This is a genomic window from Janthinobacterium sp. 64, assembly GCF_002813325.1.
Taxonomy (GTDB): Bacteria; Pseudomonadota; Gammaproteobacteria; order Burkholderiales; family Burkholderiaceae_D; genus Janthinobacterium.
Genome location: NZ_PHUG01000001.1, coordinates 4,166,623 through 4,189,667, shown reverse-complemented (window position 1 = coordinate 4,189,667; position 23,045 = coordinate 4,166,623). Strand labels below are relative to the sequence as shown.

Below are 23,045 nucleotides of genomic sequence, written 5' to 3'. Positions count from 1 at the left end.
AAGTCGAAAAATACCCTCAGGCCAACGGCAGGCACAGGCGGGCGCAGGCGCCACCTTCCGCATGGTTGAGCACTTCGGCCGTGCCGCCATGCAGCGAGGCCACCTCGCGCACGAAGGGCAGGCCCAGGCCCGTGCTCTTGCCGGCGCTCGGGCGCGGCAGGGAATAGAAGCGCTCGAAGATACGCTCCAGCGCATACGCGGGGATGCCCGCGCCGCGGTCGCGCACGGCAATTTCCACCAAGCTGCCGTGGCGCCGCGCCGTCAGGTCGATGCAGCTACCGGGTGGCGCGAAGCCGGCCGCGTTGTCGAGCAGGTTGCCCAGCGCCTGGCGCAGCAGCAGAGGGTCGCCCGCCACATTCGCATCGTCGGCCTGCAGCTGCAGGCGCACGCCGCGCGCCGCCACGGTGGCGGCCGCGTCCTGCGCCACTTGCGCCAGCAGCGGCCCCAGCGCGATGCGCTCGGGATGCTCCAGCCGCTGCTGCTTTTCCACGCGCACCAGGGCCAGCAGCTTGTCGATCAGTTGCCGCTGGCGCGCGTTCTGTTCCAGGATACTGGCGAGGAACTGGCGCCGCTCGGCCGGCGGCATGTCTTCCTGCAGCAGCTCGGCCGATGCCTGGATGGCGGCGATCGGGCTTTTCAATTCGTGCGCCAGGGTGTGCATCAGCTGCTCCACGTATTCCTTGCCTTCCAGGCGCGTGCGCATCGCCTCCAGCGCCCGCCCCAGGGTGCCGATCTCGTTCTGGCCCAGCGCCGGCAGCGCCACCTTGCGCCCTGCTTCCACATCGCCGATGTAATGCATCAGCTTGCCCAGCGCATGGTGCAACCACCAGGCGAATGCCAGGCCGATCAGCAACGACAGCAGCAACAGGATGGCGCCGCGCTGCAATATCTTGCGCTGGCTGCGCTCGACAAACGCTTGCACGCTGGCATTCGGCTTGGCCACCGTCAGCACGCCGATCACCTCGTTGCCGTCGCGGATAGGCGCTGCCACGTGCATCACCGTCGACATCTCGTCGTCGGGCCGGCTGCGCGTGCTGCGCGCGCCATACTTGCCCTGCAAGGTCAGATACACGTCGTTCCAGCGCGCATAGTCGCGCCCCACGTCGCGCCCGCTGGAATCGAACAGCACGATGCCGTGCCGGTCCGTAATATAGATGCGGTAATCGAGCGTGCGCTTGCGCACGCCATTGATATTGACATCCACGCCATGGCGCGCGTAATCCTGCATGCGCTCGGCCACGGGCGACTGCGCCAGCGTGCCCGCCTTCAAGTCGGGCGCCACCAGGCTGGCCAGCAGTTGCGAAGTGTCGACCAGGGTGTCTTCCAGCGTCGAGCGCACGCCCGGCTTGACCTGCTCCATGAAGACGTTCAGCAAGAACCACGCGGCCAGGCCGACGATCAGGAAGTAGCCGAGCAGGATGCGCAGGCCGATCTTCATGCGCCGGCCAGGCTGTAGCCGAGGCCACGGTGGGTCTGGATGGGATCGACCTGCGCATCGATGGCGCGCAGCTTGGCGCGCAGCGATTTGACGTGCGCGTCGACGGTACGGTCGAGCGTGTCGGGCGCCCCGCTCCACACGCGCTCCATCAGCTGCGCGCGCGACAGCACGTGGCCTGGGTGCTCCAGCAAGGTTTTCAACAACAGGTATTCGTAGCGGGTCAAGTCCAGCGGCTGGCCGTGAAACAGCACTTTCGCTTCGAGCGCGCGCAGCTCGAAGCGCGCCGGTGCCGGCGCGGCGCCGGCGCGACGCAGGATGACGCGGATGCGCGCCACCAGTTCGCGCGGCGAGAATGGCTTGGTGACGTAATCGTCGGCGCCGATCTCCAGGCCGACGATGCGGTCGATTTCATCGCTGCGGGCCGTCAGGAAGATCACCGGCACCTCGGAAAACTGGCGCATCCGGCGGCACACTTCCAGCCCGCTCATGTCGGGCAAGCCGATATCGAGCACCACCAGCTGCGGTGCGGCCTCAATGCGCAGCGCGGCAAGCGCCTGCTCACCCAAGGTCACATGGCGCGGCGTAAAGCCGTCCGTGCGCAAGGCATAGGCGATGCTGTCGGCTATCGCCTGTTCATCTTCCACGATCAGGACAGTCTTGGACATGGCGGCGGCACGCATTAATGGACAAGTCCGGAGTATCCCTGAAGCGGGCAAGCGGCGTCAATCGCGCGCCTTGCCGTGCGCGGGCAAAAAGCCGCCCGACGGACAGGCACGACCTCGCCTCCTTGATGCCGAAATACAGGAATTCGGTCAGGAAGCGCGGCCAGCCGCGGCACTGTAAAGCGATATCCCCCATGCATCGATGGCAGGGCAAAAAAAAACCAGGCACGAGGCCTGGTTTTTGCTGCGCCCGACAATGATGCCGGGCGCAAGCTTGTCAGTTGACGACGATCAGAAGAAAGTGTAGCTGGCGGTCACACCGATACGACGCATCTGGAACGTATCCGCATAGCCGGAACGCCATTGAATTGGCGCTGCCTTGTCGAACATGTTATCCACGTACAGGCTCAGACGCGTGTTCTTGATGCCGTTGTACGACAGGTTGTAGTCGACGGTCGTGTTGCTGCCGACGCGCGAGCATGCTGCCATATTCTCGGCAGAGACTTTATTCGTCACGCAGAAGGTGCGCGACGTGTCGTCGTTGTTGCTATAACCGCTGGCATAGTTGAGGGTCATGCCGTGGTCGAACGAACCGGCCTTCAGGCTGGCGCGCAGCTTGGTGTTCAGACGCGAACGCAGGGCCCAGTTGCCGGCCAGGTTGTCAGCATAAGCATTGTCGGTCACGCTGAACTCCTGGTATTTCCACAGGTAGCTACCTTCCAGTTTCAGGCGAACCTGGCCGATACTCGTGTTGAAACGGCCCGAAGCGTCAAAGTCGAAGCCCGAAGCACGGGTCTTGCCGCTGTTGACGTATGGGTTGTACAGCAGGCCGATCACGCCAACGCCGCCGAAGTCGGTCGTATTGCCTGGTGCATACTTTTTAACCAGTGCCAGGAATTGCACATCGGAAGCCGAGTTATCGACACGCACCAGCTGTCCGGCTGGCAAACCAGCTTCGCCGCGCAGAATATCCGCCACGCCACGGGTACCGATTTCGTCCTTGCGTTCGATATGGTAGTAGTCCAGTGCCACGGTCCAGTTCTTGACTGGTTCGAAGACGAAACCAGCGGTGATCGAACGCGAGGTTTCCGGTTTCAGGTCCTTGTTCGCCGATACGAAGCTAGGAACGCCGCCTTTGCAATCACTGTTCTGGAAGGTGTTGCCCTGCGACTTGTCAGCGGGGGTGACGGCTGGATTGCCTTGCACCAGCTTGTTCAGGGCACTGGCGGTTGCGCAGCGGCGTGGATCGCTGACATCGGTGGCAAACGAGCTGCGGCCCAGACCGTTACCGGTTTCAACGATGTTCGGCGCGCGGAAGCCGCCAGCAGCGGTGGCGCGCAGCAACAGGGTGTCGGTCGCGTTGACGCGCAGGCCCAGTTTCGGCGAAAAGTGCACGTCGCTGTTGGTGGACTTGTCGGCACGTACCGCGGCGCTCACTTCCACACGCTTGACCACCGGAATGGTCGCTTCGGCGAACAGCGCGTAGTGATCCATGGTGTCTTTGACCTGCAGGCCGGCGATGCCGACCAGGTCACCACGCAGCACGTTGTCCGAGCTGGCCATTTCATACTTTTCGCGACGGATGTCGGTACCGAACGCCACGTTCAAAGGACCGGCTGGCAATTGCGCCACTTCACCGGAGACTGTCGCATCGAAGAAAGCGATCTTCGACTTGCCCTTGGTGGTACGTACTGGGAACATCGACTCCAGCAGCGCGGTATCGTTTTGCTGGCCGAACCTGTAGGTGCCGTTGACGATGGCGTTGGTGTAGCCAACGGCGCTGGCTGCACGGGTGGCCTTGGTGGCATTCGAAGTCATGTAGCCAGCCGCGGATTTCCAGTCGAAGCCACTCACATCGCCGTTCAGGCTCAGCATGACGCGCGTCTGGTCGGATTCAGTGCGGTTGAAGTTGAAGCCGTTGCCGGTGTCCATCAAACGGGCACGGTATTCCACCGGTACGTCGTAACGGTTGTTGGCGTGGCCAACCGGCAATTTTGGATAGTAGAACGGACCGACCATCTTGCCTTCCATCGCGTTATACCAGGTGCTCGGCGACGAAGTGCTGCTCAGGGCGAATGGCGCGACGATGTAATCGTTGCTGGCACTGGCGTTGGTGATCTCGAAATTGGCGTCGATAGACTTGCCAATTTTAAAATGCGTGTTGCTGGCCAGCGCATAGCGCTTGGCATTGGTTGCCAGGCCGCTGTACGGCAACAGGTCCATCTTGCACAGCTTGTCTTTCGGGTCGAGCTTGTCCGGGCAGCCTGGCGCGGCAACGATGTTGTTGCTGTCCAGGAAGTAGTTGCCGGTTGGCGAATACGAGTTCTTCGCATCCCAGGTCGAACGGGTCGGGGTCTGGCGGTGCCATTCAGGATAGTGGTTACGCAGGTCACCGACGGTGTAGCCGTCGTTTTTGTAGGCTTCGTACGTCAGGTAGGTGTTGAAACCATCCTTGTCGACATCGCCGTAACCGACGATGCCGGAAACGCTGCGATTACGCTGGTCTCTGAAACCGTCGGTCTCCTTGTAGTTGCCGGTGATCTTGGCGCCTTCAAAGTTTTTCAGCAGGATGATGTTGATGACGCCGGCGATGGCGTCGGAACCGTAGATTGCCGAAGCGCCGTCCTTCAGGATCTCGATGCGCTCGATGGCGGCAGCCGGGATCGCGTCCAGGTTGGTGAAGTTCTGTTGTGCGCCATCGGCCAGGCCGTATTGTGCAATGCGGCGGCCGTTAACCAGCACCAGGGTAGCGACCTTGCCCAGGCCGCGCATGCCCACGCCCGAGGAACCCGTGGCAAAGCCACCGGAGCTGGCGCTTGCCGAGTCGATCGAGGTGCTGATGGCGGCGGAGGAATTCAGGATGCCCAGCGCCGTGGTCTGGCCGGTGCGCTCTATGTCGTCGCGGGTCAGAACCTGCAGCGAGCCAGCTGTTTCAGCTTCGGTACGCTTGATACTACTACCGGTGACTTCGACGCGCTGCAGTTTTTCTACAGGCTCGGCAGCTGTTTGTGCCGTGGCGTATTGGGAAAAGGCTAATGTCACTGCAATTGCAAGGGTACGTTTCTTCAACCGTGGTGCATTGTTAATTACCGGAACTTTCAAGACTACTCCTCAAATATTGTTTTCGTTTTATAAATCGATACGTCTCATTGACCATTTTTGTAAAAAAGTCACACAATCTCGCCGTATATTACAAATTTCTCACATTGAGGCGATGCAAGGAAGGGGAAATTTAACAATTGTTGTTGCGATACAACTTTATTCGCCAACCTGTTGTTTTTCGGTATTGATTTGGCCTGTGCCGGCCTGGTCCGCGCGTGTGGATAACGATAGAAAAAGAAAGTAAAGCGGAGAAAGAGGAAAAGAAAAGGAAGGGGAGAGCGAAAGATGTACGGTGCAAACACAATACTGCGGGCCAATAGCAATGGGGCCGGGCGCACTCACGATCGTGAGCAGGCCCGGCCCCATCATCAGGCAGCGGGACACCCCGCCGGCCTGCTTAAAAACAATTATTGCAGTTTGATTTCAACATCAACACCAGCTGGCAGGTCCAGCTTCATCAGCGCGTCAACGGTTTTGTCCGTTGGGTCAACGATGTCCATCAGGCGTTGGTGCGTACGGATCTCGAACTGATCGCGCGAAGTTTTGTTGACGTGCGGGGAACGCAGCACGTCGAAACGCTGAATACGGGTAGGCAGTGGTACTGGGCCTTTGACGACAGCGCCGGTGCGCTTCGCGGTTTCAACGATTTCCAGAGCGGACTGGTCGATCAGTTTGTAATCGAAAGCCTTCAGGCGGATACGGATTTTTTGGTTTGGTGCCGACATGATATTTCCTTAAAAGAACGAACCGCGCGGTCTGCACGGCAATGAGGTCATACGGGAATTTCTGACGCAACAACCGTCAGGGTCGACATGATAGCACCAAAATGCTTGCCAACCCCGGCAGTTGAATAAAAAGAAGGGCGCCGGGCGACGACGCGTCTTCTTTTATGCAGGCTTAAGAATTAAGCCAGGATTTTTGCAACAACACCAGCGCCGACGGTACGGCCGCCTTCGCGGATAGCGAAGCGCAGACCTTCTTCCATCGCGATCGGGTTGATCAGCTTGACGGTGATCGACACGTTATCGCCTGGCATAACCATTTCTTTGTCTGCTGGCAACTCGATCGAACCAGTTACGTCCGTCGTGCGGAAGTAGAACTGTGGACGATAGTTGTTGAAGAATGGCGTATGACGGCCGCCTTCGTCTTTCGACAGAACATAGATCTCGCCGGTGAAGTGTGCATGCGGCTTGATCGAGCCTGGCTTGGCCAGAACTTGACCACGTTGCACGTCTTCACGCTTGGTGCCGCGCAGCAGCAGACCAACGTTGTCGCCTGCTTGACCTTGGTCCAGCAGTTTGCGGAACATTTCCACGCCGGTGCAAGTCGTTTTGACGGTATCGATAATACCAACGATTTCGATCTCTTCGCCGACTTTAACAATGCCGCGCTCGATACGACCGGTCACAACGGTACCGCGACCCGAGATCGAGAACACGTCTTCCACTGGCATCAGGAAAGCACCGTCAACAGCGCGCTCTGGCGTTGGGATGTACGAATCGAGGGCATCGGCCAGACGCAGCACTGCGTCAACGCCCATTTCGCCTTCTTTGCCTTCCAGCGCCATACGTGCCGAACCTTTGATGATAGGCACGTCGTCGCCAGGGAACTCATACTTCGACAACAGCTCGCGCACTTCCATTTCAACCAGTTCCAGCAGCTCTGCGTCGTCGACCAGGTCGCACTTGTTCAGGAACACGATGATGTATGGAACGCCAACTTGGCGGGCCAGCAGGATGTGTTCGCGGGTCTGTGGCATTGGGCCGTCAGCTGCGGAACATACCAGGATCGCGCCGTCCATCTGGGCAGCACCGGTAATCATGTTTTTGATGTAATCGGCGTGGCCTGGGCAGTCAACGTGCGCGTAGTGACGCGATTCCGTTTCGTACTCGACGTGGGCGGTGTTAATCGTGATACCGCGCGCTTTTTCTTCTGGTGCCGCATCGATCTGGTCGTATGCTTTGGCTTCGCCGCCGAATTTCTTCGACAGAACCGTTGCGATTGCAGCGGTCAGCGTGGTTTTACCGTGGTCGACGTGGCCGATGGTGCCGACGTTGACGTGCGGCTTGGTCCGTTCGAATTTACCTTTTGCCATTTTATTCTTCCTTAGAACAATGATTTAAATGTAGGGACCGGCATTCTCGTGAAAGCCGGCCCGGAACTTCTATTACTTAGCTTTCGAGCTTACGATCGCTTCAGTCACATGCTTAGGTGCTTCAGCATAGTGCTTGAATTCCATCGTGTAAGTCGCACGACCTTGGGTCGACGAACGCAACGACGTAGCGTAACCGAACATTTCCGACAGAGGCACTTCGGCCTTGATGATCTTGCCGCCACCGCCAGCAATTTCATCCATGCCTTGCACCATGCCGCGACGCGACGACAGATCGCCCATCACGGTACCGGCGTAGTCTTCCGGCGTTTCCACTTCCACGGCCATCATCGGCTCCAGGATGACTGGCGATGCTTTGCGGCAGCCATCTTTGAATGCCATCGAAGCGGCCATGCGGAATGCATTTTCGTTCGAGTCAACATCATGGTACGAACCGAAGAACAGCGTGACTTTCACGTCAACGACTGGGTAACCAGCCATCACGCCCGAAGTCAGCGTGTCGCGCACACCTTTTTCAACTGCAGGGATGTATTCGCGAGGAACGGTGCCGCCCTTGATCGCGTCAACGAATTCGAAGCCCTTGCCCGGTTCTTGCGGTTCGATCTTCAGAACCACGTGACCGTATTGACCACGACCACCCGATTGCTTGACGAATTTGCCTTCCGACTCTTCGCACACTTTACGGATCGTTTCGCGGTAAGCCACTTGTGGCTTGCCGACGGTCGCTTCAACGTTGAATTCGCGCTTCATGCGGTCAACGATGATGTCCAGATGCAACTCGCCCATACCGGCGATGATGGTCTGGCCCGATTCTTCATCGGTACGCACGCGGAACGATGGATCTTCTGCAGCCAGGCGGTTCAGCGCCAGACCCATTTTTTCCTGGTCGGCCTTGGTTTTTGGCTCGACTGCCTGCGAAATCACTGGCTCAGGGAAGACCATGCGTTCCAGAACGACGCTGGCTTTTTCGTCGCAAAGCGTATCGCCAGTGGTGGTGTCTTTCAGACCCACAACGGCGGCGATGTCGCCAGCGCGCATTTCCTTGATTTCTTCGCGCTCATTGGCTTGCATCTGCACGATACGGCCAATACGCTCACGCTTCTGCTTCACGGAGTTCAACACCGAGTCGCCCGAATTCAGGGTACCCGAGTAGCAACGGATGAAGCACAACTGACCGACGAACGGATCGGTTGCGATCTTGAACGCCAATGCCGAGAATTTCTCATTGTCGTCAGCAGCGCGCTCGACTGGCTGCTCGTCCTCGTCCAGACCTGGGACAGGTGGAATGTCGATTGGCGATGGCAGGTACTCGATGACCGCGTCCAACATGGCTTGTACGCCCTTGTTTTTAAAGGCGGTACCGCACAGCATTGGAACGATTTCGCTGGCGATGGTACGCTGACGCAAAGCAGCCTTGATCTCGGCTTCCGACAGGTCGCCTTCTTCCAGGTACTTGTTCATCAGTTCTTCGGACGCTTCAGCAGCGGCCTCAACCATGTTTTCGCGCCACTTGGCAGCTTCAGCAGCCAGGTTGGCAGGAATGTCGCCGTATTCAAACTTCATGCCTTGCGAAGCGTCATCCCAGATGACCGCTTTCATCTTGACCAGATCGATAACACCGGTAAAGAGGTCTTCAGCGCCGATAGGCATCTGGATAGGCACTGGGTTGGCCTTCAGGCGCGAACGCATCTGATCGTAGACCTTGAAGAAGTTGGCGCCGGTACGGTCCATCTTGTTCACGAAGGCCAGACGTGGCACTTTGTACTTGTTAGCCTGACGCCAAACCGTTTCCGATTGTGGCTGCACGCCGCCGACTGCACAGTAAACCATGCAGGCGCCATCCAACACGCGCATCGAACGTTCTACTTCAATGGTGAAGTCAACGTGGCCTGGGGTGTCGATGATGTTGATGTGATGCGCTGGGAAGTTGTTAGCCATGCCTTTCCAGAAGCACGTAACAGCAGCCGAGGTAATCGTGATACCGCGCTCTTGCTCTTGTGCCATCCAGTCGGTGGTGGCAGCGCCATCATGGACTTCGCCCAGCTTGTGGTTCACGCCCGTGTAGAACAGAACGCGCTCGGTGGTGGTCGTCTTACCTGCATCGATGTGAGCGGAGATACCGATATTGCGGTAGCGCTCAATGGGGGTCTTGCGGGCCATAATTAATCCTAAATGAATGGACAAAACCGAGCAGCATTTTTTTGCAAAAATGAGCCCGGCCTCGAACAACAGATGCTTGACAGCCGCCTTGCGGTAGCTGGCTTTATATTAGAAGCGGAAATGCGAGAACGCTTTGTTCGCTTCAGCCATACGATGGACTTCGTCGCGTTTTTTCATCGCGCCGCCGCGGCTTTCAGCCGCTTCCATCAGCTCACCGCCGAGGCGTTGTGGCATCGATTTTTCGCTGCGCTTGTTAGCAGCTTCACGCAACCAACGCATGGACAGAGCCATACGACGGACTGGGCGAACTTCGACCGGCACCTGGTAGTTTGCACCACCGACGCGACGGGATTTCACCTCAACCAACGGCTTGGCGTTGTTGATTGCGGTAGCAAAAACTTCGAGTGGATCTTTACCCGATTTTGCTGCGATGTGCTCGAAAGCACCGTAGATGATGTTTTCTGCAACCGATTTCTTACCGGACAGCATCAGCACGTTTACAAATTTAGCGACATCAGTGTTGCCGAATTTTGGATCTGGCAAAATTTCGCGCTTGGGTACTTCACGACGACGTGGCATATCAATTCCTTTCAATCTTCAGTTGAGCGCGCGTTCTTCGCACACTCGCGGACGACCATCATAGTCTTCCACTTACTCGACCAGATGCGGTCGACTACATTCACTTAGCTAGTTGCCACTGAGCGAAACTTGGGTTTGCTGCGTACAACTTATTACTTCTTGCCTGCTTTAGCGCGCTTGGTACCATACTTCGAACGCGATTGCTTACGGTCTTTAACGCCTTGGGTATCCAGAGCACCGCGAACCATGTGGTAACGCACACCCGGCAAATCCTTGACGCGGCCGCCGCGCAACAGCACAACACTATGCTCTTGCAGGTTATGGCCTTCACCGCCAATGTACGAAATGACTTCGAAACCATTGGTCAGGCGAACTTTAGCGACTTTACGCAGAGCCGAGTTAGGCTTCTTTGGAGTCGTGGTGTAAACACGTGTGCAAACGCCACGTTTTTGCGGGCTGTTTTCCAGCGCCGGCGATTTGCTCTTCACGGTCAAAGCGACGCGTGGATTGCGAATCAATTGATTGATGGTTGGCATCGTTATAAATCCAACAAAAAACTACGATTAATAACCCGGGCAAGATGCCCGGCGACTAAAACCTCGTCCCACTTTCATCTACTGCGCACCGGAGGCGCCCGCAGCCACTCGGTAAGGAGCGGCCATGAAATGCCAAGTAATGCGTAAACGATGAGCAGAATAAAATCGAGAACTCGCTAGTTTAGACCTTGTGTTACAGGGGGTCAATCAGTTTACCGCTTTTTGCTATAAAAAAAGGCAAGCAAGCGGCACTTTTGTGGCATTTTGACTAATCTTTGGCAACGATGCGCGAATGCCGGCATGCGTAAACGATTGATGATTTGGCATACTTTCCCTGCCACCAAGCATCTGGCGCGCACATTCTTGTGTGACCGCAAGACAACAAAAGGATTGATAATAGCGGACATTTTTCGCTGCCCTCCCTTATGCGCTCCTTGCTTCGCCCTGCCACTCTGTTCCTGCTCCTGACGTATGCCTTGCTGACGGCCGTGCCCTTCGTCCCCGCGCTGCTGGGCCGTGCGCCCGAGCATCCCTGGCAGATGCTCAGCTTCGAGCTGCTGGCCTGGCTGGCCGTCTGGAGCGTGTTCAAGCGCCCCGCGTATTTCCACTGGCTGCTGGTGCCCGCCTTCCTGGCCCTGCCGACGGAAATCTACCTGTTCATCTTCTATGGCCAGGGCATTTCCACGCACCACCTGGGCATCATCTTCGAAACCAGCCCCAAGGAAGCGATGGAATTCCTCGGACAAAAAGTGTGGCTGATGGGCGCCGTCATGCTGGGCGTGATCGCCTGGTGCGCGCTGGGCTGGTATGCGGCCACGCGCACGCGCGACCTCGACTGGCGCGGCAAGACGCGCCCGGCCGCCTTCGTGCTGCTGATCCTGCTGGGAGGCTTCTGGTGGTATGGCCATGAATTCGGTTTCGAGGCCAAGGTGCTGCATAGCGCGCCCGCCTCGGCCAAGACCAAGGCCAAGGCCAGCGTGCCGGCGGCCAGCGGCAAGGCGGGCGCCTCCGGCTTCGGCGACGCCAGCTCGGCCGACGACGACACGGCCGAAGAAGACGAGGAAAGCAGCAAGCCGGAGAACGCCAGCATCGCCGGCGCCGACGAAACGGGCCTGGGCTGGCCCAGCCTGCCCCACTGGGCGCGCCTGCCGTACGCCTTCGACACCGTCAGCAATTCCTGGCCCTTCGGCCTGGCCGCGCGCGGCTTCGATTTCTACAAGGAACGTCGGTACCTGGCCGAACTGGGACAGAAAAGCAGCAGCTTCCGTTTCGGCGCACACCAGCAACAGCCCGATGCCAACCCGGAAGTGGTGGTCATGGTGATCGGCGAATCGTCGCGCTACGACCGCTGGAGCCTGAACGGCTACGAACGCGACACCAATCCCCTGCTGAAACAGGAAAGCAACCTGCTACCGCTGGCCGACGTCATCACGGCCGTTTCCGCCACGCGCCTGTCCGTGCCCGTCATCATCTCGCGCAAGCCAGCCACGCAAAGCCTCAAGGATGGCTTCTCGGAAAAATCCTTCCTCACCGCCTACAAGGAAGCGGGCTTCAAGACTTACTGGCTGTCGAACCAGATTTCGTTCGGCCAGTTCGACACGCCCGTGTCCGTGTTTGCCAAGGAAGCGGACGTGGTGCAATTTTTGAACCTGGGCGGCTTCACCAACAATTCGAACTTCGACCAGATCCTGTTCGATCCGTTCAAGAACGCGCTGGCCGACCCGGCGCCGAAAAAACTCATCGTGCTGCACACGCTGGGCAGCCACTGGAACTACAGCCAGCGCTATCCGAAATCGTTCGACAAGTGGCAGCCGTCGCTGTTCGGCGTCGACAAGCCCATCTACACGGACACGGCCATCAAGCCACAGCTCAACAACAGCTATGACAGTTCCATCCTGTACACGGACTGGTTCCTGTCGAACGTGATCGGCATGCTGAAGGACGATGGCCAGCGCACCGCCCTGCGCAGCTCGCTCGTCTACGTGGCAGACCATGGCCAGACCCTGTACGACGGCACCTGCCGCCTGGCCTTCCATGGCCACAACACGCAATTCGAATTCCACGTGCCCGCCTTCGTCTGGTATTCACCGCAATTCCAGCAGCACTATCCGGACAAGGTGACGCAGCTGAAGCGCCATCAGAAGGCGCGCCTGTCGACGGAAAACATGTTCCACACCCTGCTCGACCTGGGCGACATCCGCTTTGCCGGCGAACAGCCCGAATGGAGCATCGCCAGCCCCCGCTTCAGGCAGCACAAGCGCTACGTCGACAGCTATGGCTGGACCAACTACGACAACGCCATCATCCGCGGCGATTGCCGCGAAGTGATCGACAAGAGCACGCCGGAAAAGCAGGACAAGTAAGGGCGGCCGTCAAGCCCGTTCGAGGACGCCGCCGCAATCGGCCGGCTGCGCCATGTGCGTGCTGAGCCAGTCGAAGACGCGCCCCGCCTTGTCCGCGATACCGGCGTCGAAACCGCGCTGCGCCAGCAGGGCGATGCCATTTGTTGCTTGCAGCACGCCGGGCGCCAGCAGCAGCGCGCCGGCCTCATCGCGGCGCACGCACCACGGCGCCAGGCAGTCTTCCAGCAGCGGCCCCAATACCAGGTTGTGCGACGAGACGATCACCAGGTGATCTGCGGCCAGGCTGTGCAGCACGGCGGCCGCGGCCGCCACCGATTCGAGGTGATTGGTGCCGCGGAAAATCTCATCGATCAGGAACAAGGCCGGCGCCCCCGCTTCGGCCAGCGCCAGCAATTCGCGCGCGCGCCGCAGCTCGGCGATGTACAGGCTCTCGCCGCCATCGAGCGAGTCCTCGTTCTGCATGCTCGAATACAGCGGCAGCATGGGCACCTGGGCCGCCTGCGCATAGCAAAAGCCGAAAGCGCGCGCACCGATCAGATTGAGGCCCACGGCGCGCAGCAAGGTACTCTTGCCGATGGCATTCTGGCCCGAGATGAAGGCGCCACGGCCATCGAGATGCAGCGACAGCGGCATGGCGCGTTCCAGCAGCGGATGCACCATGGCGTCGAGCGACAACTGCCGCGCATCGGCTTGCTGCGCCCAGCAAAACTGTGCGCGACCGCGCAGGTGGCGCGCCAGGGCCAGGTCCGCCTCCAGGTCGGCCAGCAGCAGGAAACTCTGGCGCAAGAAGGCGCGTTCGCGCCGCACCACGCGCAGGCTGTGGAAGTAGCGCCGGATATTGCCCAGCATGAGCCAGTCGTCATATTCGCTCAGCAGGGGAATCATCTTGATCCAGCGTACCGGCGTGATCTGGCGGTTGATCACGCCGGCTGCCCGCCCACCTTCGCGCAGGTCCGCCGTGAACGCCGTATCGAGCGCGCCCAGGCGGCCATGCACCAGCAGTATCTGCTGCAAGGTAAAGACGCTGCGCTCCCACGGTTTGCAACGGTCGTAAAAACGCATCTGCAACGCCATCAGCAAGAGCCAGACGGGCACCGCGACGGCCCATGCCAGCGGCGCAAACAGCCACGCTGCCAGCAGCGACACCAACAGCGCCAGGGTCGGCAGCAGCAGCCAGCGGCTCCACCACGGTGGTGCTGGCGGCGCAGCGCCGCACAGCAGCGCCGCCACTTCCATGTCTGCCGTACGCAGCGGCTGCATGGCTTGCTCGAGCACCGCCTGCTGTGCCGGCGCGGCCAGCAAGGCCGCGATACGCGCCCGCGAGGCGGCGCCCGCCGTGCCGCTGGCCAGGCGCTGATGCAATCGCTGTTGGCCAAGAATGCTGGTCTGGCCGGCGAGCTGGCGATGGTAGTCATCGAGCAGCATTTCATCCCAGGTCTGGCTATCGAGCTGGGGCAAGCCACCCTCGATCCGCTGCAGCATGGCGATGTCGCTGGCGGCGAATGGATAATCGAGTTCCGCCGGCTCGGGCAGGCTGGCAAACTGGCGCAGCCAGGGACCCAGACGGGCAAAAAGGGAGGGCGAAGGCAACATCATGCTCCAAAGAAGGGGACCAGCATGGCGCCGCGCGCCATCACTGCATGGGCCGCAGATCAGGTCGATTGCCAGAATATCAAGATCCATGCACAAACGCCGCGACACTGCCGCGCACGCGGACACCACCTGGACAGCGCGGACACGGCGGACAGCCGGACGCCAAAACTTTTTCCATTCAAATCAACGACTTGATAACTGGCACGGATCGTGCATTGGAAAACGCATCCTTCACGAGACCTGACCATGATCCGCGATACTTCCTCTCAAGATGCCGTCCTGTCTGCCCCGCCGGGCCAGCGCCACAAGCAACGCGCCCTGCTGCTCGCTGGCGCCGTCATCGTCATCGGCGGCGCCATCGCTGCCGTTGCCGGCTGGCGCAACAGCGAGCATTCCGTCAACAGCAGCCGGCTACGCATCGCCGAGGTCACGCGCGGCACCCTGATACGCGACGCCGCCGTGAATGGCCGCGTGGTGGCCGCCATCAGTCCCACCCTGTATTCGACAACGGTAGCGACCGTGACATTGAAGGCCAAGGCCGGCGACACGGTGAAAAAGGGCAACATCCTCGCCGTGCTGGAATCGCCTGACCTGTCCGACGCATTGAAGCGCGAGCAATCGAGCGTGCAGCAACTGGAAGCCGAGGTGGCGCGCCAGCAGATCCTGGCAAAAAAACAGAAGCTGCTGGCGCGCCGCGAAGCCGATACAGCCGAAATCGAACGCCTGTCCGCGCAGCGCACGCTGGAGCGCTATGAAAGCGTGGCGCAGGTGGGCATCATCGCCAAGATCGATTACCAGAAGGCCAGGGATGCCTTGAATTCTGCCGACATCCGCAGCAAGCACGCCTCGCAGGCGGCGGGCCTGGAAAGCGAAGACGTGACGCTGGCCTTGAAAACCAAGGTCAATGAGCTGGAACGCCAGCGCCTCGTCCGCGACAATGCCCAGCGCCGGGTCGACGAGCTGACCGTGCGCGCGCCCGTCAACGGCTTCATCGGCACCCTGTCGGTGGCCAACCGCAGCGTGGTGCAAGCCAATACCGCCCTGATGACCCTGGTCGACCTGTCGCAGCTGGAAGTCGAACTGGAAGTGCCGGAAACGTATGTCGCCGACATGGGCCTGGGCATGCGCGCGGAAATCGAAACGGGCGCCATCAAGGCAACGGGCAAACTCTCGGCCCTGTCGCCCGAAGTGGTCAAAAACCAGGTGCTGGCGCGCGTGCGCTTCAACGGCGAACAGCCGGCCGGCCTGCGCCAGAACCAGCGCGTCACGGCACGCTTGCTGATCGATGAAAAACCGAATGTGCTGATGCTGGCGCGCGGCCCCTTCGTCGAGGCCGAAGGCGGCCGCTACGCCTATGTCGTGCGCGACGGCGTGGCGATGCGCACGCCCATCAAGATGGGCGCCACCAGCGTCTCGGCCGTGGAAATTCTCGGCGGCCTGAAGCTGGGCGACAAGGTGGTCGTCGCCGGCACGGAAGCGTTCGAGAACGCGGCCCGCGTTTCCCTCAATTAATCAGCTGCATCCACTCCATTCCATCAAGAGGTCCGCCATGCTGCGCATGCAAAATCTGAACAAAGTCTATCGCACCCACATGATCGAAACGCACGCGCTGCGCGGCTTCGAAATCCACGTCAAGCAAGGTGAATTCGTCACCGTCACAGGCCCTTCCGGTTCCGGCAAGACGAGCTTTCTGAACATCGCTGGCCTGCTGGAAGAATTTACCGACGGCGAATACATCCTCGACGGCGTCAACGTGAAGGGCATGAACGACAATGCCCGCTCGCGCCTGCGCAATGAGAAACTGGGCTTCATCTTCCAGGGCTTCAACCTGATTCCCGACCTGTCGCTGTTCGACAATGTCGACGTGCCGCTGCGCTACCGGGGCTTCAACAGCGCCGAGCGGCGCGAACGCATCGAGGATGCCTTGGCCAAGGTGGGACTGGCGTCGCGCATGAAACACTATCCGGCCGAACTGTCGGGTGGCCAGCAGCAGCGCGTGGCCATCGCGCGCGCGCTGGCCGGCTCGCCCAAACTGTTGCTGGCCGATGAACCGACGGGCAACCTGGACACGCAGATGGCGCGCGGCGTGATGGAACTGCTGGAAGACATCAACGCGCAAGGCACCACCATCCTGATGGTCACGCACGATCCCGAACTGGCGCTGCGCAGCCAGCGCAATGTGCACATCATCGACGGCCAGGTATCGGACCTGGTGCACAAGGGGCCGACGCTGGCCAGCCGCCAGGCCAAGGCCGGCAGCAACGCCGCCACTGTCTGAGGATCGCCCATGTTCCAGTACTACTTTCTGCTCGGCCTGCGCAGCCTGCGCCGCAACCCGGCCCTGACGGCACTGATGGTGCTGACGCTGGCCATCGGCGTGGCCGCCAGCATTTCTACCCTGACCATCCTGCATGTCATGTCGGGCAATCCCCTGCCGCACAAGAATGGCCGCATGTTCGTGCCGCTGGTCGACAATGGCTCCCTCTCCGGTTATACACCGGGAAATACATCGGGCGACAAGCAGCTCAGCTACCGCGACGCCGTCAATTTCCAGAACAGCAAAATGGGCGAGCGGCGCAGCGTCATGTTCGGCGTGGGCGGTGCCATCGAGCCGCAGCGCAAGGACATCGGCGCCTTCACGTCGCAAGGCCTGGCCGCCTACCGCGATTTCTTTGCCATGTTCGAAACGCCCTTCCTGCATGGCCAGCCATGGAGCGAAGCCGACGATGCCGCCGGCGCCGACGTCATCGTCCTGTCGCGCAAGCTGGCAGAAAAGCTGTACGGCGACGGCAATCCTGTAGGCCAGCGCATGACGCTCATGGGCTTCCAATACCAGATCACGGGCGTGCTCGATACATGGGAACCCGTGCCGCGCATCCACCGCATCATCGGCAGCGGCGCCTTTGGCAGCGAGGACAGTTACTTCATCCCGTTTACCAGCGCGATCCGCCACCAGACCAGCCATAACGGCAGCATGAACTGCAGCGGCAACCGGGAGCCGGGCTACCAGGGCACGCTCGATTCGGAATGCACGTGGATGCAGTTCTGGTTCGAGATGGCCAACGACGGCCAGCGCGGCGAACTGCAAAATTACCTCGACAGCTATGCGCAGGAGCAGCGCAAGCTGGGCCGCCTGAAACGCGCTGCGCCCAACCGTTTGTTCAACATCGATGAGTGGCTGGTGCATCTGCGCGTGGTGGGCAATGACAACAAACTGTCGGCCTGGCTGGCCTTCGGCTTTCTGGCCCTGTGCCTGGTCAACACCATCGGCCTGCTGCTGGCCAAGTTCTCGGTACGCGCCGCCGAGGTGGGCATCCGCCGCGCACTCGGTGCCTCGCGCAGCGATATCTTCCGCCAGTTCCTCGTCGAGACCACCGTCATCGGCCTGGCCGGCGGCGTGTTGGGACTATTGCTGTCCTTCGGTGCGCTGGCACTGATCGGCATGCAGTCGAAGCAGCTGACCGTCGCCGCGCACATGGACTGGATGATGCTGGCCATGACCTTCGTCATCTCGGTGGCCGCAGCGATCCTGGCGGGCCTGCTGCCGACCTGGCGCGCCTGCCAGGTGACGCCGGCCATCCAGCTCAAATCCCAATGACAGTATCGACCGCACACGAATAGGATCACCATGGAAATCCGACCCATCCTGTCTGCGCTGATGCGCAGCAAAACCGGCGCCATCCTGGTCGCCGTGCAAGTAGCCCTGAGCCTGGCCATCCTGGCCAATGCCCTGCATATCGTCAACGTGCGCCAGGAAGTGGCGGCGCGGCCCAGCGGCGTGGCGGCGGAGGGCGACGTCTTCCACCTGCTGGCGCGCAACCTGCGTCCGCTGGGCCACAACGAAGAACTCGCGCTGCAAAAGCGCCTGGCCGCGGCCGCACGTGCCGTGCCGGGCGTCGTCTCGGTAGCGCAGGTGAGCCAGGTGCCGTTGTCGCGCAGTGGCAGCAACAGCGGCTTCGCCGCCAGCCGCAAGCAGGAAAACAGTTCCGCCATTGCCGCCGTGTATATCACGCCCGATTCCCTGATCAAGACCTGGGGGTTGACGCTGGTGGAAGGACGCGACTTCACGCCAGCCGAGATCGTCGAAATCGACCAGAACGTGACGGAAGAATTTCCCCCGCAAGTCATCGTCACGCGGGCAATGGCCGAGAAAATCCACCCTGGTGGCAGCAGTGCGCTGGGCATGCCGCTCTTTCTGGGCACCGGCGAAGGAGCGCAGCAATTGCAAGTCGTCGGCGTCGTCGAGCGGCTGCAGAGCCAGGGTGCGGAAGTGGGTGACAAAGGAGAGTATTCGGTGCTGTTTCCCGCACGCCTGACGGGCGACGGCGATACCCTGCTGACCATCCGTGCCGAAGCGGGCCAGCGCGACCGCGTGATGAAAGACGCCGAGCAGGCCATCCGCGCAGCCACGCCGGACAAGCTGATCGTGCGCCTGCGCACACTCGATGAAGACCGCGACACGCGCTACCGCGCCGACCGCGCGATGTCGTGGATGCTGATCACGGTCTCGGCCCTGCTGCTGCTGGTCACCGCCAGCGGCATCGTCGGCATCGCCAGCCTGTGGGTGACGCAGCGGCGCAAGCAGATCGGCGTGCGGCGTGCCCTGGGCGCGCGCCGCGTAGACATCCTGCGCTACTTCCTGACGGAGAATTTCATGATCACCAGCGTCGGCGTGGCTGCCGGCGTGCTGCTGGCCCTGGCGCTGAACCAGCTGCTGGTCAGCCAGCTGGAAATGGCGCGCCTGCCCCTGCCCTACCTGCTTGGTGGCGCGGCCGTCTTCTGGCTGCTGGGCCTGGGCGCCGTGTACGGCCCGGCCTGGCGCGCGGCCAGCATTTCGCCAGCCACTGCCACCCGCAGTACCTGAGCCGGCACCTGAGTGATATGCTGCGCGCATGCCTACCGTACTGATTATTGACGACAATGCCGCCGTGGCCATCGCGCTCGACGTGCTGTTCTCCCTGCACGAGATCGACGCCGTGCGCGCCGCCTCGCCCCAGGAGGGCTTGCACCTGCTCGAACGTCATGCCATCGACCTGGTGGTGCAGGACATGAACTTCACGGCCGACACCACCTCGGGCGAGGAAGGCAGCGCGCTGTTCCACGCCATCCGCGCGCGCTACCCTGACCTGCCCGTGATCCTGCTGACGGCCTGGACCCAGCTCGACGCGGCGGTCGACCTGATCAAGTCCGGCGCGGCCGACTACCTGGCCAAGCCATGGGATGACCGGCGCCTGATCGCTTCCGTGCAAAACCTGCTGGAACTGGGGCAGGCCAACCGCGCGCTGCGCCAGCGCGTGGTGGCCGAGCAGCGCCAGCGCCACGCGCTGGAACACGACTTCGACTTGCGCGGCATGGTGTGGCAAGACCCGGCCACCGAAAGAGTGGTGCACCTGGCGTGCCAGGTGGCGCGTGCCGACGTGCCCGTGCTCATTTCGGGGCCGAACGGCAGCGGCAAGGAATGCATCGCCGCCATCGTGCAAGCCAATTCGCAGGTCGCCGGCGGCCCCTTCGTGGTGCTCAATTGCGGCGCCGTGCCGGTCGAGCTGATCGAGGCGGAACTGTTCGGCGCCGAAGCGGGCGCCTACACCGGCATCACGCGCGCGCGCGACGGCAAGTTCGACGCGGCTGACGGCGGCACCCTGTTCCTCGACGAGATCGGCAACCTGCCGCTGGCCGGACAAATGAAACTGCTGCGCGTGCTGGAAACGGGACGCTTCGAGCGCCTCGGCTCGAACCGCGAGCGGCAAGTGAAAGTGCGCGTCATCAGCGCCAGCAACGCCGACCTGCCGGCGATGATCAAGGCGGGCACGTTTCGCGAAGACCTGTTTTACCGCCTGAACGTGATCGAATTGCGCCTGCCGCCGCTGGCCCAGCGCCCGTTGGATATCCTGGTGCTGGCGCGGCATTTCCTGGGCAGCGAAAAAACGCTGGACGCACAAGCGCAGGCGACCCTGCTGGCGCACGGCTGGCCGGGCAATGTGCGCGAACTGAAAAATGTCATGCAGCGCGCCAGCCTGCTGACGGCCGGCCCGGTGATCGGCGCGCAGGAAACGGGCTTGCCGCTGGCGGATGTCGCAGCGCCACGCGCGCCGCACGATGGCGCCGCGACGGAACCGGACCGCGACAGCATCACTGCGGCGCTGGCGCGCACGCACGGCGTGGTGGCGCAAGCGGCGCAGGAACTGGGGCTGTCGCGCCAGGCGCTGTACCGGCGCATGGAACGCCTGGGCATCGCGCGCGGCTGATGGCCTACCGTCCCATGCGCCTCTCCCTGCTCACGCGCTGGACGGCGCTGATCATCACCCTGCTGGTGCTGGGCATCGTCATCGCCCTGCTGCTCGCGCATTTTTTGCCAGGCCAGCCGCTGCTGGTGCTGGCCAGTACCCTGCTGTGCGTGCTGCCGGTGGCCGTCATTACCATCCGCGCCCAGCTGCAATCGATGCTGTCGCTGTTTCGCGCCCTGAGCGGCACGGTCGCCAGCTACCAGGACGGCGACTTCGGCTTCAGCTTGCGCTGGCCGCAGAACGATGAACTGGCTGACCTGGTGGCTGCCCACAATGCGCTGGGCGACGTGCTGCGCAAGCAGCGCCTGGACCTGGTGCAGCGCGAACTGCTGCTCGACACCATGGTGCAAAACACGCCGGTGGCCATGCTGCTGGTGGCAGAGGGCAGCGCCATCGTCTACGCCAACCTGGCCGCGCGCCAGTTGCTGCACCACGGCCGCCGGCTTGAAGGACGCCACCTGGACGACATCGTGCGCGAGGCGGCGCCGGCCCTGGCCGAAGCGCTGGCGCGCCGCAACGACGGCCTGTTTACCAGCGGCGAAGGGGAACAGGAAGAGGTGTATCACCTGGCGCGGCGCAGCTTCAGCCTGAACGGACGCAAGCACGAACTGCTGCTGCTGCGCCAGCTGACGCTGGAACTGCGGCGCCAGGAAGTGCAGACCTGGAAAAAAGTCATCCGCGTCATCAGCCATGAACTCAACAACTCGCTGGCGCCATTGGCCTCGCTGGCCCATTCCGGCGCCGAGCTGGTACGCCGCGGCCAGACCGAGCGCCTGCCGCAAATCCTCGCCACCATCGAGGAGCGCACGCGCCACCTGGAAACCTTCATCCTCGGCTATGCGCGCTTTGCCAAGCTGCCCGCGCCGCGCCTGGCGCCGTGCGAGTGGCAGCCTTTCCTCGACAGCCTGGCCTCGCAGACGGCCTTCACGCTCGACGGCCCGCCACCCGCGCAGGCGGCCGTGTTCGATGCGGCGCAAATGCAGCAGGCGCTGCTGAACCTGCTCAAGAATGCGCTGGAGTCCGGCTCCAAGCTCCAGCATATCGGCCTGCACATCAGCCAGGCGCATGGGCAGCTGCGCATCGAAGTGCGCGACCGGGGGCCGGGTATGAGCGGCGCCGTGCTGGAAAACGCACTGGTGCCGTTTTACTCCACCAAGCGCAGCGGCACGGGACTGGGCCTGGCCCTGGCGCGCGAGATCGCCGAAGCGCATGGCGGACGCATTACCCTGGCCAACCGCGAAGGCGGCGGACTGGCGGTGACATTGATCCTTCCCTGCTGAACCTGGCCCCGGTTGCCGCACCACAAACGGATGCCATGCTGCTGGCCGGCCTGGGCATACTCGGCTTCCTGGCACGGCGCCGCAAGCAATCTCGCTCCCCACCCAAAAGACGCTGCAGCGTCTTTTTTCATGTGGCTGCTACACTGACGCCATGACGACCGACTTTACCTCCACCAGCCATACCGCTTTCAGCCACCCGGGCCACCCGCCGGCTACCACCACCGAACACCGCGGCATCCGCTACCTGCACCTGGGTACCAAGTGGGTGCAGGGCGCCATGCGCCTGGACAAACCCGACGCCATCGAGCTCGAATACGTGCAGATGATGATGATGTGGATGCTGTTCAAGACGCAGCCAAAACGCATCGTGCAGCTGGGACTGGGCAGCGCCGCACTGACCAAATTCAGCTACCGCCGCTTCCCCGACGCCACGGTCACGGCCATCGAACTCAATCCGAACGTGATCGCCATCTGCGGCGCCCAGTTTGCGCTGCCGCCGAACGACGCCCACCTCGACGTGCGCGAAATGAATGCGCTCGACTTCGTGCTCGATCCGGCCAACCACGGCACGGTCGATGCGCTGCAAGTGGACCTGTACGACGAAGACGCGCGCGGCCCCGTGCTCGACACGCCCGAGTTCTACCAGGCCTGCTTCGACTGCCTGACGGACGACGGCATCATGTGCACGAATGTCTTCGGCGACTTCCCCAACTACGACAAGAATTTGCAGGCGATGGAACTGGTCTTCGACGCCGTCGTCTGGGTACCGGAAGAGGAAGATGAAAACATCGTCGTGCTGGCCTTCAAAAAATCGCCATCGCTCGACTTCAGCGACTTGTACGAACGCGCCGCCACCATCAAGAAGCAATTCAACCTGCCCGCCAAGAACTGGGTCAACGGCTTGAAACAGTGGATGCTGGATCAGCAGTAAAGTC

17 protein-coding genes are annotated in these 23,045 nt (G+C 61.4%); 8 read left to right on the top strand and 9 right to left on the bottom strand.

Going from position 1 to position 23,045, the window contains the following annotated elements; genetic code table 11:
* Positions 1-16: 16 nt before the first annotated feature.
* The 8 genes from creC to rpsL all read right to left on the bottom strand — a co-directional run bounded on the left by creC (position 17) and on the right by rpsL (position 10,590).
* Positions 17-1,438 (bottom strand): two-component system sensor histidine kinase CreC, encoded by a 1,422-nt coding sequence (creC, locus tag CLU91_RS18370; protein ID WP_100875304.1) that lies wholly within the window; start codon positions 1,436-1,438, stop codon positions 17-19.
* The gene (gene creB, locus CLU91_RS18365; RefSeq protein WP_100875303.1) at positions 1,435-2,103 is read right to left on the bottom strand and encodes a two-component system response regulator CreB; all 669 of its coding nucleotides are present in this window, start codon (positions 2,101-2,103) and stop codon (positions 1,435-1,437) included. Before creB ends, creC begins: the two co-directional genes overlap by 4 nt.
* Positions 2,104-2,391: 288 nt before the next feature.
* Entirely contained in the window at positions 2,392-5,142 is a 2,751-nt protein-coding gene (locus tag CLU91_RS18355; protein WP_232730795.1) for a TonB-dependent receptor plug domain-containing protein, read from the bottom strand.
* A 467-nt stretch (positions 5,143-5,609) separates the two neighbouring features.
* On the bottom strand, positions 5,610-5,927 hold the full coding sequence (gene rpsJ / locus CLU91_RS18350; RefSeq protein WP_010394389.1) for a 30S ribosomal protein S10: 318 nt from the start codon (positions 5,925-5,927) through the stop codon (positions 5,610-5,612).
* A 179-nt stretch (positions 5,928-6,106) separates the two neighbouring features.
* Positions 6,107-7,297: an elongation factor Tu gene (tuf, locus tag CLU91_RS18345; RefSeq protein ID WP_100875273.1), complete on the bottom strand. Its 1,191-nt coding sequence runs from the start codon at positions 7,295-7,297 to the stop codon at positions 6,107-6,109.
* Positions 7,298-7,369: 72 nt separating this feature from the next.
* On the bottom strand, positions 7,370-9,475 hold the full coding sequence (gene fusA, locus CLU91_RS18340; protein WP_100875301.1) for an elongation factor G: 2,106 nt from the start codon (positions 9,473-9,475) through the stop codon (positions 7,370-7,372).
* A 108-nt stretch (positions 9,476-9,583) separates the two neighbouring features.
* Complete coding sequence (gene rpsG, locus CLU91_RS18335) at positions 9,584-10,054, bottom strand: 30S ribosomal protein S7 (RefSeq protein ID WP_010394377.1); 471 nt, start codon at positions 10,052-10,054, stop codon at positions 9,584-9,586.
* Between the two features lie 152 nt (positions 10,055-10,206).
* Positions 10,207-10,590 (bottom strand): 30S ribosomal protein S12, encoded by a 384-nt coding sequence (gene rpsL, locus CLU91_RS18330; RefSeq protein ID WP_010394376.1) that lies wholly within the window; start codon positions 10,588-10,590, stop codon positions 10,207-10,209.
* Between the two features lie 425 nt (positions 10,591-11,015).
* On the opposite strand from rpsL, the gene CLU91_RS18325 reads away from it, so the two are divergent.
* A complete protein-coding gene (locus CLU91_RS18325) occupies positions 11,016-12,953 on the top strand; it encodes a phosphoethanolamine transferase (protein WP_198521358.1) in 1,938 nt (645 codons plus the stop codon).
* Between the two features lie 9 nt (positions 12,954-12,962).
* Here CLU91_RS18325 and CLU91_RS18320 read toward each other — a convergent pair whose 3' ends face one another.
* Positions 12,963-14,549 carry a MutS-related protein gene (locus CLU91_RS18320; RefSeq protein ID WP_232730794.1) on the bottom strand — a complete coding sequence of 529 codons (1,587 nt, stop codon included), beginning with the start codon at positions 14,547-14,549 and terminating at the stop codon, positions 12,963-12,965.
* Positions 14,550-14,792: 243 nt separating this feature from the next.
* On the opposite strand from CLU91_RS18320, the gene CLU91_RS18315 reads away from it, so the two are divergent.
* The 7 genes from CLU91_RS18315 to CLU91_RS18285 all read left to right on the top strand — a co-directional run bounded on the left by CLU91_RS18315 (position 14,793) and on the right by CLU91_RS18285 (position 23,041).
* On the top strand, positions 14,793-16,058 hold the full coding sequence (locus tag CLU91_RS18315) for an efflux RND transporter periplasmic adaptor subunit (RefSeq protein WP_100875299.1): 1,266 nt from the start codon (positions 14,793-14,795) through the stop codon (positions 16,056-16,058).
* 37 nt (positions 16,059-16,095) lie between these two features.
* Positions 16,096-16,824 carry an ABC transporter ATP-binding protein gene (locus CLU91_RS18310; protein WP_100875298.1) on the top strand — a complete coding sequence of 243 codons (729 nt, stop codon included), beginning with the start codon at positions 16,096-16,098 and terminating at the stop codon, positions 16,822-16,824.
* A gap of 9 nt (positions 16,825-16,833) precedes the next feature.
* Complete coding sequence (locus tag CLU91_RS18305; protein WP_100875297.1) at positions 16,834-18,144, top strand: ABC transporter permease; 1,311 nt, start codon at positions 16,834-16,836, stop codon at positions 18,142-18,144.
* A 30-nt stretch (positions 18,145-18,174) separates the two neighbouring features.
* Positions 18,175-19,410 carry an ABC transporter permease gene (locus CLU91_RS18300; RefSeq protein ID WP_100875296.1) on the top strand — a complete coding sequence of 412 codons (1,236 nt, stop codon included), beginning with the start codon at positions 18,175-18,177 and terminating at the stop codon, positions 19,408-19,410.
* A 28-nt stretch (positions 19,411-19,438) separates the two neighbouring features.
* On the top strand, positions 19,439-20,791 hold the full coding sequence (locus tag CLU91_RS18295; RefSeq protein WP_100875295.1) for a sigma-54-dependent transcriptional regulator: 1,353 nt from the start codon (positions 19,439-19,441) through the stop codon (positions 20,789-20,791).
* Complete coding sequence (locus CLU91_RS18290) at positions 20,791-22,110, top strand: sensor histidine kinase (protein WP_100875294.1); 1,320 nt, start codon at positions 20,791-20,793, stop codon at positions 22,108-22,110. The genes CLU91_RS18295 and CLU91_RS18290 overlap by 1 nt, the downstream gene beginning before the upstream one ends.
* Positions 22,111-22,261: 151 nt before the next feature.
* On the top strand, positions 22,262-23,041 hold the full coding sequence (locus CLU91_RS18285; protein ID WP_100875293.1) for a spermidine synthase: 780 nt from the start codon (positions 22,262-22,264) through the stop codon (positions 23,039-23,041).
* Positions 23,042-23,045 lie beyond the last annotated feature (4 nt).

What these genes read in the sequence shown, in the direction of transcription:
- CLU91_RS18315 (WP_100875299.1), top strand. Translation starts at nt 14,793, where the DNA reads ATGATCCGCGATACTTCCTCTCAAGATGCCGTCCTGTCTGCCCCGCCG.
- rpsJ (WP_010394389.1), bottom strand. Translation starts at nt 5,927, where the DNA reads ATGTCGGCACCAAACCAAAAAATCCGTATCCGCCTGAAGGCTTTCGAT.
- tuf (WP_100875273.1), bottom strand. Translation starts at nt 7,297, where the DNA reads ATGGCAAAAGGTAAATTCGAACGGACCAAGCCGCACGTCAACGTCGGC.
- rpsL (WP_010394376.1), bottom strand. Translation starts at nt 10,590, where the DNA reads ATGCCAACCATCAATCAATTGATTCGCAATCCACGCGTCGCTTTGACC.
- creB (WP_100875303.1), bottom strand. Translation starts at nt 2,103, where the DNA reads ATGTCCAAGACTGTCCTGATCGTGGAAGATGAACAGGCGATAGCCGAC.
- CLU91_RS18325 (WP_198521358.1), top strand. Translation starts at nt 11,016, where the DNA reads ATGCGCTCCTTGCTTCGCCCTGCCACTCTGTTCCTGCTCCTGACGTAT.
- fusA (WP_100875301.1), bottom strand. Translation starts at nt 9,475, where the DNA reads ATGGCCCGCAAGACCCCCATTGAGCGCTACCGCAATATCGGTATCTCC.
- creC (WP_100875304.1), bottom strand. Translation starts at nt 1,438, where the DNA reads ATGAAGATCGGCCTGCGCATCCTGCTCGGCTACTTCCTGATCGTCGGC.
- rpsG (WP_010394377.1), bottom strand. Translation starts at nt 10,054, where the DNA reads ATGCCACGTCGTCGTGAAGTACCCAAGCGCGAAATTTTGCCAGATCCA.
- CLU91_RS18285 (WP_100875293.1), top strand. Translation starts at nt 22,262, where the DNA reads ATGACGACCGACTTTACCTCCACCAGCCATACCGCTTTCAGCCACCCG.
- CLU91_RS18290 (WP_100875294.1), top strand. Translation starts at nt 20,791, where the DNA reads ATGGCCTACCGTCCCATGCGCCTCTCCCTGCTCACGCGCTGGACGGCG.
- CLU91_RS18295 (WP_100875295.1), top strand. Translation starts at nt 19,439, where the DNA reads ATGCCTACCGTACTGATTATTGACGACAATGCCGCCGTGGCCATCGCG.
- CLU91_RS18305 (WP_100875297.1), top strand. Translation starts at nt 16,834, where the DNA reads ATGTTCCAGTACTACTTTCTGCTCGGCCTGCGCAGCCTGCGCCGCAAC.
- CLU91_RS18320 (WP_232730794.1), bottom strand. Translation starts at nt 14,549, where the DNA reads ATGATGTTGCCTTCGCCCTCCCTTTTTGCCCGTCTGGGTCCCTGGCTG.
- CLU91_RS18300 (WP_100875296.1), top strand. Translation starts at nt 18,175, where the DNA reads ATGGAAATCCGACCCATCCTGTCTGCGCTGATGCGCAGCAAAACCGGC.
- CLU91_RS18310 (WP_100875298.1), top strand. Translation starts at nt 16,096, where the DNA reads ATGCTGCGCATGCAAAATCTGAACAAAGTCTATCGCACCCACATGATC.